This is a genomic window from Ruegeria sp. HKCCA5426 (genome assembly GCF_013034585.1).
Taxonomy (GTDB): domain Bacteria; phylum Pseudomonadota; class Alphaproteobacteria; order Rhodobacterales; family Rhodobacteraceae; genus Ruegeria.
Genome location: NZ_WQGH01000005.1, coordinates 357,374 through 370,595, shown reverse-complemented (window position 1 = coordinate 370,595; position 13,222 = coordinate 357,374). Strand labels below are relative to the sequence as shown.

The following is a 13,222-nucleotide window of genomic DNA, read 5'->3' as shown; positions in this document are numbered from 1 at the left end:
ACTTACCTTGCACAGGCCACCGGTTGCAGAATTTTCAACAACTGGTCGTTGTCACACACCAGCGCGTCCAAAGTGATCTCATCCAGCGAGGCATAGAATACTTCGGCCGCATCCTGCAGCGCCAGTCGCAACCGGCAGGCATCTGTCAACGGACAGGTATTATCGGCATCCGCAAAACACTCTGCCAGCGGCAGGTTGCCCTCCACATGGCGGAAAACCGACCCGATACGGATCTGATCGGCCGGACGCGCAAGCGCCAGACCACCGTTCCGCCCGCGTTGCGTGCTGAGGTAATTCAGTTGACTAAGTTGATTGATCACCTGCGCTAGATGGTTTTCCGAGATATTGCAGGCTTCGGCGATCTCGGACTTGGTCACCAACCTGTCTTGATGCGCCGCACAATACATCAACAGGCGCACTGCTATGTTCGTCCTTTTGGTGATGCGCATGATGGCCTCCCAAATTTCAAGATGGGATCTTATTGCATGTCTGGCAAAAAGGCGGTTTGACATACATCAATTGCCCCAGCAGAACACAGGAAGACATGGCAGATCCCTATTTCTTTGGCTACGGCAGCCTCGTGAACCTCGCCACCCACGACTTTCCCGATCCCCGCCCCGCCCGGCTAAAGGGGTGGCGACGCGCATGGAAACATACAGACCTGCGCCCTGTCGCTTTTCTGACTGCGGTTCCGGACACAGACTCTGAAATCGACGGCATGATCGCCCATGTTCCCAAAAACGATTGGGCCGCGCTGGATGAACGGGAATGGGCCTACGACCGCGTACCCGCGACGCATTCCATCTCGCATCCCCTGACCCACGATGTTGAGATCGCCGTATATGCCGTTCCGCATGAACGGCACGGCGAGCCGACGGACCAACACCCGCTATTGCTCAGCTATATTGACGTCGTCGTTCAGGGGTATCTGCGCGCCTTTGGCGAAGAAGGGGCCGAACGTTTCTTTACCACCACTGGCGGGTGGGACGCGTCGATCCTGAACGATCGGGCCGAGCCACGTTACCCACGCCACCAACAGCTCAAACCCGACGAAACGCGCTTTGTCGACGACCGCCTACAGCATCTCTCTGCAACCATCGTCAACGCCCAATAAAAAAGCCGAGGTCAAACCCCGGCCCTTCTTCTGTTAAAAAATACTTCCGTCGGAGACACGCGCCACAAGGCGCGTTCATCACCCCCGCGCGCGGATCACTTGCAGTAATGGCAACAAGGCGGCCATCTCGGGACCCCGTTCCATACCCGTCAGCGCCTTGCGCAAGGGCATGAACAGACCTTTGCCTTTGCGGCCTGTGGCCTCCTTCACGGCGCTCGTCCATTGGCCCCAGGTTTCCCCATCGAACGGACCTTCGGGCAGCAGCGCAACAGCCTCGGCGATGAACTCACGGTCTTCGTCAGCGATCAATGGCTCGGCCCCATCGCGGCACAGCTCCCACCAGCCTTTCAGATCGGCCAGCGTGGTGATGTTCTCGCGCGCCATGGCCCAGAAGGGTTCAGCCAGTTCCGTCGGTACACCAGCGTCCGCCACGGCGTCGGCAACATCCGCCAGCGGCAAAGACTGTAGGTGCTTTGCAGTCAGAGGGAACAGGTCCTGCACGTCGAACTTGGTCGGGGCCGCACCGAAACGGCCAATATCAAACCCGTCAATCAGCTCGGCCATGTCCGAGCGCAATTCGACCGGATCGGACGAGCCCAGACGCGCCATCAGGCTCAACAGAGCCATCGGCTGCACACCCTGTTCGCGCAGATCGCGCAGCGCCAGCGTGCCCAGACGTTTCGACAGCGCCTCACCCTGAGGGCCGGTCAACAGCGAATGGTGCGCAAAGCGCGGGCATGTGCCGCCCAGCGCCTCAATGATCTGAATCTGCGTCGCGGTGTTGGTCACGTGATCCGAGCCACGCACCACGTCCGTCACACCCATCTCAGTGTCATCAACAACCGACGCAATTGTGTAAAGAACCTGCCCGTCGCCGCGGATCAGCACTGGGTCAGAAACCGATGCCGCATCAATCGAGATGTCGCCCAGAATGCCGTCATTCCACTCGATCCGCTCGTGATCAAGCTTGAAGCGCCAGACGCCGTTGCCACGCTCGGCGCGCAGGGCCTCTTTTTCAGCATCGCTAAGGTTCAACGCCGCGCGGTCATAGACCGGAGGCTTGCCCATATTCAGTTGTTTCTTGCGCTTCAGATCCAGCTCGGTCGGGGTCTCGAACGCCTCATAGAACCGGCCCATCTCACGCAGCTTGTCGGCAGCCTCGGCATAGCGGTCCAGCCTGTCAGACTGACGCTCAACCCGGTCCCAATGCAGGCCCAGCCACTCCAGATCCTGTTTGATCGCGTCGACATATTCTTCCTTCGAACGCTCGGGGTCGGTGTCGTCGATGCGCAGGATGAACGTGCCGCCAGCCTTGCGGGCGATCAGATAGTTCATCAGGGCGGTGCGCAGGTTGCCCACATGGATGTAACCGGTGGGCGACGGGGCGAAACGGGTGGTTGTCATAGGTGTCTCCTGTTGGCGCGGCTCTTGTCACAGGATGGGCGTTTTGTCCAGCCGCAGCCCCGTTCACGGTAACTTCAAGTGGCAAGTTGATATCGACGACCTATCTTTCACCTGCTGGGATACACAGGGAGATCAAAAATGACCGTTAAACTTACCCGCCGGGCCGCTCTGGGCGCTGCGGCGGCTTTGCCGTTTGCATCAGCGGCAACCCCGCTTCTGGCTGCGGGAACTGAAACCAAGGCCAACTCGACCATCGCCAAATCCTTTCAACTAGGTGATTTTACCGTCACAACCCTGCTGGATGGCAGTCTGCCCCGCGATGGCGCCAAGGAAATCTTTGGCGGAGGCGCCTCGGATGAGGATTTCGCCAAGGTCTCGGCCGATAATTTCATCTCACCCGACGTAGCACAGTTCTTCTTCACCCCGACGCTTGTCAATACAGGGTCCGAGCTGGTTCTGTTCGACACAGGGCTGGGCCAAGGCGGCATTCAGGCCGCGCTGGCGGATGCGGGGGTGTCTACAGATCAGATCGACGTCGTTGTGATCACCCATATGCACCCCGACCATATCGGCGGCATGACCACAAACGATGCGCCCACCTTTGCAAATGCGCGCTTCGTGACCGCATCGCCGGAATATGATTTCTGGGCCGCGCAAGACGCCGGGAACCGCGTTGGCGATCTGGTGGCCGCCAAAGTCACCCCGCAGGCCGAGAAAATGTCGTTCCTCGAGGACGGCGGCGAGGTCACCTCGGGCATTACCGCCGTGGCTGCATATGGACATACACCGGGCCACACGGTCTATCATCTGGAAAGCAACGGCCAGCGTCTGGTGCTGACCGCTGATCTGGCCAACCATTATGTCTGGTCTTTCGCGCATCCGGAATGGGAGGTCCGTTTTGACATGGACAAAGCCGCAGCGACGCAGTCACGGCGCAACGTGCTGGGAATGCTGGCCGCAGACAAAGTACCGATGATCGGGTATCACATGCCCTTCCCGTCAGCAGGGTTTGTCGAAACCCGCGGCGACGGATTCCGCTTTGTCCCGGTCAGCTATCAGATGATGGGCTAACCCCTAATATCCAGGATCCGGCCGCACCTTCGAGCCGTCTGTAAACCGAGACAGACGAAACGCGGCCGGGTCCACGCATGGGGCGGCTCCGGTCACAAGATCGGCCATCAACCGCCCTGCCCCGGGCCCGATACCGAACCCGTGGCCCGAAAATCCCGTGGCGATGAACATTCCGGGCATCTCGTCGACGCTCGACATGACCGGAATTGCATCTGGGGTCACATCAATCAAGCCCGCCCAGCTTTGAACAATCTCTGCCTGCTTCAATGCAGGTACGCTTTTGCTGGCCCGTGACCAAACCTGTCTCAGAACTTTGCGTGACGGTTCCGGGTCCAGAACGCGGCAATGTTCAAACGGCGTGACATCCGTGGGCAGCCACCTCCGGTCCTGTTGTGCCTCAGCCGCCCATCGTTTGGAAAAGCGGAACCGCAGCGACCGCCACTCTTGCCTGTAGGCCGGCAGAAATCGCCGCGCCAACCTAATACTGTCAGGAACGATATCGACCGTGTTTTCGTGCCCCGAGGCAATGGAATAGCCCCCGTCCGCGCGTTTTCTTATGGCAAAGTCATCAGACCACAATGCCGTTTCAGGTCCGTCAGCGGGCGAAGTGCGCAGCACCGTGTTCAACACCTTGAGTTGCGGCAAGTCGATCCCCGCATTTTCAGCAAAAAGACGCGACCAGGCACCGCCGGCCAGCACGACCTGTGTGCAGGCCACGCGCCCCCTTTCGGTGAAGACACCTGCGACGCGACCGCCTTGCGCATCCACGCTGCGTACCGCGCAGTTGGTCATCACCGAAGCACCTCGGTCGCGCGCAGCTTCGGCCATGGCAGGCGCGGCCCATTGCGGCTCGGCACGGCCGTCCTGCGGCATATGCAAGGCCCAGTCCAAATCTGTGGAACACCCCGGCAAAAGCTCTTTCAGGTCTGCCCCGGACACCATTCTTGCACCTGTCTGCAGCCCGTCTACATGGGTCAGCCAGCGCTCTAGGTTGTTGCGGTCGCGGGGGCCCGATGCACCAAACAAAATTCCCGAGCGGACAAAACCTGTTCTTCGACCGGTCCTACGGTCCAGATCATCCCACAAGCGCTGAGATTCGATCATCAATGGAATTTCCCGAGGATCCCTCAACCCCAATCGAACCCACCCCCAATTACGAGAACTCTGTTCGCCAGCGATATGACCCTTTTCGCAAAGCAACACCGACAGGCCGCGTTCTGACAGCTCTAAAGCGGTAGCACAGCCGATGATTCCACCCCCGATGACAACGACGTCCACGGCTTTGGGTAAGCTCAGATCAGGTTCGACAGGAATAGGTTTTGGGCCGGGCATTTACCGCTCATTATTCATTGCTCCGACAGCAATGAATGCCCTTCAATCGTGCCGAAGCAATACGACCGAAGTCGAGTTTGACACTATTTTGATGATATGTGGCCGCTGCGCACGCTTCGCTTCTAGTCGCGACCGAAACGTTCAGGCAGCGCCGACCAATTCAGCCCATTTCTGGCGCAGGGCAGACGTGAAACCGATGACCGTTTCCGAAGGATCGTCAACCTTTTCGTCTTCGGCGTCCAACTCTGCGGTTTCAGTGGGCCGCGCGAATTCGGGTTGGACCGCCCGAAAAGAGGTCTCCTCGCTCAGGAGGTCGGCTATGACAGTGTCAATCTTCGCCTCGTCCAGCGTTTGCCCTTCGGATTCCATCGACTTCCACGGCAAAGGCGAGTGGAGAGGTTTATCGTATTCCTCACGCATAATCGTACCAGACCATTACAACCAAAACCCATATCAGTGTTCCGCATTTGGCCAGATAGCTGTCAAAGGCTCGTGGCCCAGTGCAATGCGTCACACCCGCCCCACATGAGGCGATAATTCAACAAAACTATGGCGAAAAGATGTCAGATCATCAAGCAGCCACCCCTGCTCCCAAGGGAAGCGGCCACAAACCCATGGGATTTGGAAACAGTTCGATGAATGGGGGTAGTTTGTATCCGAAAATAGACGTTTTGCGGCCCGCGATACCTTTAGGATCGGTCGCGCCAGCGGTTCACAATTGGGTATCTGCGATCCAACCAAAAGGCACGGCTGGTCAAACGTGTCCCCGGCGCGGACTGAAAGCGTTTGTATTCGCTGACATAGATCAGATGCTCGACCCGGCGCGCCACGTCGCCATCGAAACCAGCCGCGACGCAATCCGCAATAGACCCCTCCTGATCCACCAGAATATCCAAAATCGCGTCCAAAACAGGATAATCCGGCAAACTATCGCTATCTTTCTGATCCTCGCGCAGTTCCGCACTTGGGGGTTTGTCAATCACGGAAGGCCGGATCACCTCGCCCGATGGACCGGACATCCAGTCACGATGATTGGCGTTGCGCCAGCGACATGTCTCGAACACACGCGTTTTGTACAGGTCCTTGATGGGGTTATAGCCCCCATTCATGTCGCCATAGATCGTGGCATACCCAACGGCAACTTCGGACTTGTTGCCAGTGGTCAGCAGCATCTCGCCAAATTTGTTCGAGATCGCCATCAACAGCAACCCGCGCAACCGGGATTGGATGTTCTCTTCCGTCAGGTCCGCATCTCGACCAGCAAATAGCGGCGTCAGCGTTTCTGTCACCGCAGCCCGGCTGTCCGAGATAGGGACAAAGTCATAGTGAACACCCAGCGCCTTGGCGACGGCCTCGGCATCATCCAATGACTCCTGGCTGGTATATTCCGACGGCAACATCACACAGCGGACATTCTCGGCTCCAATCGCGTCCACGGCGATTGCCGCAACAAGGGCCGAGTCGACGCCCCCCGACAATCCCAACAGCGCTTTCGGGAAGCCTGTTTTTCTCATATAGTCACGCAACGATTGAACCATCGCGCGATAGTCCTGCTCCCATTCATCAGGCTGCGGCGCAACGTCAGCGGGCGCGATCCGCCACCCCTCATCACCACGCTCAAGATCAACATGGCGCAGGGCTTCGTCAAAGACCGGCATTCTGAAGGCAAGTGTGCCGTCAGGGTTCAGGCCAAATGTGCCACCGTCAAAAACCTGATCATCCTGTCCACCGACCATATTGAGGTAGATCAGCGGCAAGCCCGTTTCGACAACCCGCGCAACCATATGATTCAGGCGCACATCGTACTTGTTGCGAAAATATGGGGAACCATTGGGAACAAGCAGAAATTCGGCACCTGTTTCCTCGAGCGTTTCGGCAACATCCGGGTGCCAACTGTCTTCACAGATAGGGCTGCCTATTCGCGTATTGCCGACAGAATAAGGGCCGCCTAGCGGGCCTGAGTCATACAACCGGACTTCGTCAAATACTGTCTCGTTGGGCAGGTGGTGCTTCAGCACCTTGCTGCCAATCTTGCCATTCTTGAGGATCAGGTAGGCGTTATGAAGGTTTTCATCCTCGACCCAAGGCCCACCGATGGCCATTGCCGGTCCGTCAGCGCATTTGGCAGCCAGTTCTTCGATTGCAGCCATGGCAGCCCGATGAAACGCAGGCTTCATCACCAGATCCTGCGTATTGTAGCCGGTAATGAACATCTCAGGCAGCGCAACCATGTCGGCCCCGGCCTCGCGCGCGTCTTCCCATGCGGCGATAGCCTTGGCGGCGTTGCCGTTAATATCCCCCACAATAGGGTTGAGTTGCGCCAGAGTGATGCGGAATCGGTCGGCCATGCTGCCCTCTTGCCCTCGTCTGTTCTAATGCCATTTAACAGATCGCACCGCGAGGAAAAGACAAATGCGGCAAAAGCCGTTGCCCTGCCCCCATCGGTATCTTAGTTTTGCGCAAAAGGACGATAACCGGGCAGGCTGAACAACCATGAACGCATTCCGCACTTCGATTGCCGCAACTGCGATGGCCTTGATGACACTGTCCGCCTCCGCGCAGGATGGTCAGGTGATTGTCGCGGATGACGAAGTTGGCGGTGTTTACGAAGGCACTTTCCTGAATGGTTTGCGCCACGGCACCGGAACCTATCGCCTGCCAAACGGATTCGAATATTCCGGCGAATGGGCCGAGGGCGAGATTCAGGGCAAAGGTGTTGCGCGATATGTGAATGGCTCGGTCTATGAAGGCATGTTTGCGAAAGGCCAGCCGGAAGGTCAGGGAAAGATTATCTATCCCGACGGCGGCAGCTATGTGGGCGCGTGGGCCAACGGATCAATCAACGGCGACGGCATTGCGACTTATGCAAATGGTGTGATCTACGAGGGCGCATTCAAAGACGCGCGTTATCACGGCAAGGGTGTTCTGACTGACCCAAGCGGTTACGTATATGACGGCGATTGGGTGGACGGAACCAAACAGGGCAAGGCAAAGATCACGTCGGCACACGGCAGCGTGTATGAGGGGGACGTCCAGAACGGCCAACGCCACGGTCAGGGCACGCTGACCATTCCCGATGGCATGACATATACAGGCGCATGGACCGAAGATCGCATGACCGGTAAGGGGCGTTTGCTTCAGGCGAACGGCGACCTCTACGAGGGTGATCTTGTGGATGGCCAGCGTCAGGGCAAGGGCAAGGCAACCTATGCCAATGGCGCGACGTACGACGGCGATTACCTTGACGACCGGCGCCACGGAAAAGGGCGTTTTCTGGGAACAGACGGGTTCGAATACAACGGTGACTGGGCGGACGGGCAGATCCAAGGGTTTGGCGAACTGACCTACCCCGACGGCTCGACCTACGTGGGTGACTTCAGCGCGGACCTGCCGCATGGCAAAGGGATGCATACGTATTCCGATGGAATCATCTACGAAGGCGACTGGATTGCCGGTGTGTTTGAAGGAACCGGCAAGGCAACCTATCCAAATGGCGCTGTCTATTCCGGACAGTTCAAAAATGGTCTCAGTCACGGGACGGGTGTTCTGACATTTGCCAACGGATACTGGTACGAGGGCGACTGGGCAGAAGGCGCGCGGCAGGGAAAAGGAAAAGCCAGCTTTCCTGACGGAACCGTGTATGACGGCGAGTTTTCTGACGGAAAACGCCACGGACAGGGCACCATCACAACACCGCGCGGCTTCACCTATACCGGTGGATGGGTCGATGGCAAAATAAGCGGCACCGGGGTTGCAACCTATGCCACCGGGGATGTTTACGAAGGTGGGTTTCTGGACAACAAACGCCATGGTGACGGCACCATACGCTACGCCAATGGTCAGGAAGAATCCGGTGTCTGGGAAAACGGAGTGCTTCCAGAAGAAAACGTGGCAGAGCCTGCAGAAACACCTTCGACAGAGACCCCCGAAGAGGACACGCCCACGGCTGACTGAGCATCGCTCACCACGGCACGGTCTCACCTTTCCAATCAAAAAATCCGCCTGTCTGGGCCGGAGTAAGACGGTCTATAACGCCCAGCAAATTCTTGGCGGCCTCTTCTGGCGCGACAGTTGGATGGCGTCCGGAATATTTTTGGGTAAAGCTGGTGCGAACTGTCCCTGGATGCAAGGCGACGCAAATGGATTGCGGATGCGTGCGCGCCAATTCTATCGCCGATGTGCGCACGATCTGGTTCAAGGCAGCCTTGGCTGCGCGATAGCTGATCCACCCACCCAGACGGTTATCGCCGATCGACCCGACGCGGGCAGACAGGATCGCGACGACGCATTGCCTGTCGCGCGGCAACAACTTATGTGCGTGCCCAAGTACCAGCGCCGGCCCGACCGCGTTGAGTGCAAATTGATCCGTCATGACAGGTGCCGAGATTGACTTGATCGTCTTTTCTGGCTCGGCCCCGTTCACCTCCAGCGCGCCAGAGGCGATCAAGATCATGTCAAACGGGCCATTCTGCTTATCCAACCCCCGATCCACGCTTTCAGGGTCTGTCACGTCAAAACCATCAGACGACCGGGACAAGCCCGTCGCCAATACACCGCGCTGTCGCAATCCTTGGCACAAAGCGCTACCAATTCCGCCTGATGCACCGATGACAAGAGCTGACTTCATCATCAGTGACCTAGCTGCCAGGTCGCATGAATCAACCGGGTCGAAAATGAAAACCTTCTGACGGCTATACGCAAATTCCTTCTTTTCATTCCTGGCATGGGTTGTATAACCTCAATCCTATGATCAACCGCGCAGATATCCTTGTTGCCGACACCGCCACCCGCGGTGCGTCACTGCGTGGCCTACTGATCCTAATCCGCCTCTGAGCGTGCCATCCGGCGCGCCCGCTCAGAGGAGGACGCCCGCGCGCCATAGGCTTTAGGACAGAAGAAGAAAGAGATTCCCATGACCAACGTGACCGACCAAGACCGCGTCTTGATCTTTGACACCACTTTGCGCGACGGCGAACAAAGCCCCGGCGCGACCATGACCCACAACGAAAAGCTGGAGATTGCCGAGCTGTTGGACGAAATGGGTGTCGACATCATCGAGGCCGGTTTTCCGATCGCCTCCGAAGGTGACTTCAAAGCAGTCAGCGAGATCGCCGAGCGGTCGAAAAACAGCCGCATCTGCGGTCTGGCCCGCGCCAATTTCGCAGACATTGACCGCTGCTGGGAGGCGGTGAAACACGCCGAGAAGAACCGGATTCACACCTTCATCGGCACCTCGCCCCTGCATCGCGCCATACCGAACCTGACCATGGACGAGATGGCCGACAAGATCCACGAAACGGTTAGCCATGCCCGCAACCTGTGCGAAAATGTGCAATGGTCGCCGATGGACGCGACGCGGACGGAATGGGATTACCTCTGCCGCGTGATTGAAATTGCGATCAAGGCCGGGGCCACCACGATCAACATCCCCGATACCGTGGGCTATACTGCTCCGGTCGAAAGCGCGGATCTGATCAAGCGCCTGATTGATACGGTTCCGGGCGCGGACGAGGTAGTTTTTGCCACCCACTGCCACAATGACCTTGGTATGGCGACCGCGAACTCGCTGGCTGCTGTCGCAGGCGGGGCGCGTCAGATCGAATGTACCATCAACGGTTTGGGTGAACGCGCGGGCAACACCGCGCTTGAAGAGGTCGTGATGGCCCTGCGGACCCGCAATGACATCATGCCTTGGACCACGGGCATCGACACCACCAAGATCATGCATATCTCGCGCCGGGTGGCGACTGTGGCGGGCTTCCCGGTGCAGTTTAACAAAGCCATCGTCGGCAAGAATGCCTTTGCCCATGAAAGTGGCATCCATCAGGACGGGATGCTGAAGAACCGCGAAAACTTCGAAATCATGCGCCCCGAAGATATCGGCCTGTCCGGAACATCCCTGCCGTTGGGCAAGCATTCAGGCCGCGCCGCATTGCGCGACAAGCTGGAAACGCTGGGCTATGAGGTTGGCGACAACCAGTTGCGCGACATTTTCGTGCGTTTCAAAGATTTGGCCGACCGCAAGAAAGAGGTGTTCGACGACGACCTCATTGCCCTGATGACGCTGGACGATGCCGACGACTACCTCCAACTGGTGTCCATGAAAGTCACATGTGGCACCGGGGGTCAGGCGGAATCGACGGTCGAGCTGGAAATGGACGGCAAGGACATCATCGCGACGGAACATGGGGACGGACCGGTGGACGCGACCTTCAAGGCGATCCGGTCGATCTATCCCAACAAGGCGCATTTGCAACTGTACCAGGTTCACGCGGTAACCGAAGGCACCGACGCGCAGGCCACTGTGTCCGTGCGGCTGGAAGAAGACGGCATGATCGCAACGGGGCAATCGGCGAATACCGACACAGTCGTTGCATCTGCCAAGGCGTATATCCACGCACTGAACCGGTTGATCATGCGACGTGAAAAGGCAGGCCCCGGCGCGGACGCCCGCGAGATCAGCTACAAGGATCTGACATAAACCGGACGGCCCGCACAAGCGGGCCGTTTTTCGTTTGGCGCGTCAGTCCAAACCGGCTTTTTCCAAGCCCCGAACGAAATGGTGCAGATCGTCTTCCTTGGAATAGTGCAGGGTTGCGACGATATCCTCGATGCTGATGTCTGGTTGGGCGGCCTCGACTGCCTCGGCATGTTCGCGCGCTTCGGCGTCATTTCCAAGCCAGGCATGACAAGCCGCAACATAGGCGTTTTGGACCATGTCCAAAGACGGCAAACGTCCGAAATCATCTAGCGCCTGATGATAGTTTTTGGCGCAGAACCGCGCCTTTCCCAGATGGCTCCAGAACCGGGCGGGGTGATGCGGGTTCAGGCGCATGGCTTTCTGTATCCATTCCGCCCCCTCGTCGGGTCGGCCTGACCAGGTCAACAACTCTCCCATCTGGACAACGACAAGATCGTAATTGGGATTCAGAGACAACGCTCTTTCCTGATGGTACCGCGCGCGCCCAAGATTGTTTCGCAAGATCTCGACCGCCGCCATCAGGCGATGCACGTCAGCGTCGTTGTCATCCAGCGATGCTGCCTTAAGTATGGCCTCTTCGCATTCGGCCAGCATCGCTTCGCGGTCGTCACACCAGCCGTACCCCCAGGCCTGTCCACGGATACAACCGCTCCAGGCATGGGCATGCGCATAATCCGGATCCAGTTTGATTGCCCGGTCGATCATTTCGGTCGCTTCGACATTCGCTTGGCGCGTGCTGCGATGGTGCAGCACCTTGGCCGCCAAGACGCATTCATACGCTGCGAAACTGGAGGGTGTCTTGCGCGTCAGACCCTCTTGCTGCGATGCTTCGATCCGCCCCGGCAAGGTGGCGACCACAGCGGAAATCACTTCGTCCTGAATCGCAAATATGTCGTCCAGATCGCGGTCGTATTTCTCGGCCCAGACGTGCCCGTCATTATCGCTGTCGATAAGCTGAACGGTGACCCGCACCCGGTTTCCGGCCTTTCGCACACTGCCCTCGACAATGTACTGCGCCCCCAGTTTTTCACCGACCTCCCGCACATTCACGGCCTGTCCCTTATAGACAAAACTGGAATTTCGAGAGATTACGAACAACTCGTGCCTTCGGCTAAGTTCGGTCAGAAGGTCCTCGGTCAGACCATCTGCAAAGAACTCCTGCTCGGTGTCGCCGCTCATGTTGGCGAAAGGCAAAACCGCAATCGAAGGCTTTACGACCTTGGTGTCCGCTTCTTCTATCGGCTCGACGTCGTCAGAAGGTCTATCCAACTCGACGCGATAAGCATGGACGGGTTGAGACAGGTTCTTTAGTTCGAGATTGCCCAAGTCCTGATATTGAAATTCAAGTCGACCAGACACCTGATCATGCACTGTGCCTGAAATCACCACACCTCCGGCATGGGCTGACTGCTCCAACCGGGCGGCAATGTTTACGCCGCTGCCAAAGATATCGCCGTCTTCGAAAATGATCTCATCAAGATTGATGCCAATCCGGAACTGTATGCGTTGATCCCTTGGGACATCTGCATTCCGCCGCAGCATCCGGTTCTGAACCTCGACCGCGCAGGTAACCGCATCGCTGGCGCTGGAAAACTCGACCAGCATCCCGTCGCCGGTGGTCTTGATGATCGTGCCCCTGTTCTTGTCGATGGCCGGATCAATCAGTTCTATTCGGTGCGTGCGCAACCGCGCCAGCGTGCCTTGTTCATCGTTCTCCATCAAACGGCTGTACCCGACCATGTCGGCAGCCAGAACCGTAGCAAGTCGGCGATCCATGGCACCCCTCCTCGCCCGAATTCTAGGGCCGAAAACCCCATTGT

The 13,222-nt window shown here is 57.9% G+C and carries 11 protein-coding genes; 4 read left to right on the top strand and 7 right to left on the bottom strand.

All coding sequences use genetic code 11. The features are described 5' to 3' along the window. Positions 1-2: 2 nt before the first annotated feature. Positions 3-449, bottom strand: coding sequence for an Rrf2 family transcriptional regulator (locus GOV87_RS11275; protein WP_171122449.1), 447 nt, complete (start codon positions 447-449; stop codon positions 3-5). 95 nt (positions 450-544) lie between these two features. Between GOV87_RS11275 and GOV87_RS11270 the strand changes: the two genes are divergently transcribed. Beyond that, complete coding sequence (locus GOV87_RS11270; RefSeq protein ID WP_171211812.1) at positions 545-1,114, top strand: gamma-glutamylcyclotransferase family protein; 570 nt, start codon at positions 545-547, stop codon at positions 1,112-1,114. Between the two features lie 78 nt (positions 1,115-1,192). On the opposite strand, the gene gltX is transcribed toward GOV87_RS11270, so the two are convergent. Next, entirely contained in the window at positions 1,193-2,518 is a 1,326-nt protein-coding gene (gene gltX, locus GOV87_RS11265; RefSeq protein WP_171211811.1) for a glutamate--tRNA ligase, read from the bottom strand. A gap of 138 nt (positions 2,519-2,656) precedes the next feature. Here gltX and GOV87_RS11260 point away from each other — a divergent pair, with 138 nt between their 5' ends. Continuing rightward, positions 2,657-3,589 (top strand): MBL fold metallo-hydrolase, encoded by a 933-nt coding sequence (locus tag GOV87_RS11260; protein WP_171211810.1) that lies wholly within the window; start codon positions 2,657-2,659, stop codon positions 3,587-3,589. 3 nt (positions 3,590-3,592) lie between these two features. On the opposite strand, the gene GOV87_RS11255 is transcribed toward GOV87_RS11260, so the two are convergent. From GOV87_RS11255 to GOV87_RS11245, 3 genes are all read right to left on the bottom strand, one after another. Then, positions 3,593-4,921 carry an FAD-binding oxidoreductase gene (locus GOV87_RS11255; RefSeq protein WP_171211809.1) on the bottom strand — a complete coding sequence of 443 codons (1,329 nt, stop codon included), beginning with the start codon at positions 4,919-4,921 and terminating at the stop codon, positions 3,593-3,595. 141 nt (positions 4,922-5,062) lie between these two features. Beyond that, a complete protein-coding gene (locus GOV87_RS11250; RefSeq protein ID WP_171122459.1) occupies positions 5,063-5,341 on the bottom strand; it encodes a hypothetical protein in 279 nt (92 codons plus the stop codon). Positions 5,342-5,610: 269 nt separating this feature from the next. After that, positions 5,611-7,269 carry an NAD+ synthase gene (locus tag GOV87_RS11245; protein WP_171211808.1) on the bottom strand — a complete coding sequence of 553 codons (1,659 nt, stop codon included), beginning with the start codon at positions 7,267-7,269 and terminating at the stop codon, positions 5,611-5,613. Positions 7,270-7,414: 145 nt separating this feature from the next. Here GOV87_RS11245 and GOV87_RS11240 point away from each other — a divergent pair, with 145 nt between their 5' ends. Next, a complete protein-coding gene (locus GOV87_RS11240; RefSeq protein ID WP_171211807.1) occupies positions 7,415-8,875 on the top strand; it encodes an MORN repeat-containing protein in 1,461 nt (486 codons plus the stop codon). Between the two features lie 7 nt (positions 8,876-8,882). Here the strand turns inward: GOV87_RS11240 and GOV87_RS11235 are convergent, their stop codons facing one another. Further along, complete coding sequence (locus GOV87_RS11235) at positions 8,883-9,548, bottom strand: SDR family NAD(P)-dependent oxidoreductase (protein ID WP_171211806.1); 666 nt, start codon at positions 9,546-9,548, stop codon at positions 8,883-8,885. Positions 9,549-9,833: 285 nt separating this feature from the next. Between GOV87_RS11235 and GOV87_RS11230 the strand changes: the two genes are divergently transcribed. Further along, entirely contained in the window at positions 9,834-11,402 is a 1,569-nt protein-coding gene (locus tag GOV87_RS11230) for a 2-isopropylmalate synthase (protein WP_171122468.1), read from the top strand. Positions 11,403-11,444: 42 nt separating this feature from the next. On the opposite strand, the gene GOV87_RS11225 is transcribed toward GOV87_RS11230, so the two are convergent. Further along, positions 11,445-13,178, bottom strand: a complete 1,734-nt coding sequence (locus GOV87_RS11225; RefSeq protein ID WP_171211805.1) for an adenylate/guanylate cyclase domain-containing protein — start codon at positions 13,176-13,178, stop codon at positions 11,445-11,447. Between the last annotated feature and the right edge of the window lie 44 nt (positions 13,179-13,222).

Coding starts and splice junctions, on each gene's coding strand:
- GOV87_RS11270 (WP_171211812.1), top strand. CDS start 545: ATGGCAGATCCCTATTTCTTTGGCTACGGCAGCCTCGTGAACCTCGCC.
- GOV87_RS11255 (WP_171211809.1), bottom strand. CDS start 4,921: ATGCCCGGCCCAAAACCTATTCCTGTCGAACCTGATCTGAGCTTACCC.
- GOV87_RS11245 (WP_171211808.1), bottom strand. CDS start 7,269: ATGGCCGACCGATTCCGCATCACTCTGGCGCAACTCAACCCTATTGTG.
- GOV87_RS11230 (WP_171122468.1), top strand. CDS start 9,834: ATGACCAACGTGACCGACCAAGACCGCGTCTTGATCTTTGACACCACT.
- GOV87_RS11235 (WP_171211806.1), bottom strand. CDS start 9,548: ATGAAGTCAGCTCTTGTCATCGGTGCATCAGGCGGAATTGGTAGCGCT.
- GOV87_RS11275 (WP_171122449.1), bottom strand. CDS start 449: ATGCGCATCACCAAAAGGACGAACATAGCAGTGCGCCTGTTGATGTAT.
- GOV87_RS11240 (WP_171211807.1), top strand. CDS start 7,415: ATGAACGCATTCCGCACTTCGATTGCCGCAACTGCGATGGCCTTGATG.
- GOV87_RS11225 (WP_171211805.1), bottom strand. CDS start 13,178: ATGGATCGCCGACTTGCTACGGTTCTGGCTGCCGACATGGTCGGGTAC.
- gltX (WP_171211811.1), bottom strand. CDS start 2,518: ATGACAACCACCCGTTTCGCCCCGTCGCCCACCGGTTACATCCATGTG.
- GOV87_RS11250 (WP_171122459.1), bottom strand. CDS start 5,341: ATGCGTGAGGAATACGATAAACCTCTCCACTCGCCTTTGCCGTGGAAG.
- GOV87_RS11260 (WP_171211810.1), top strand. CDS start 2,657: ATGACCGTTAAACTTACCCGCCGGGCCGCTCTGGGCGCTGCGGCGGCT.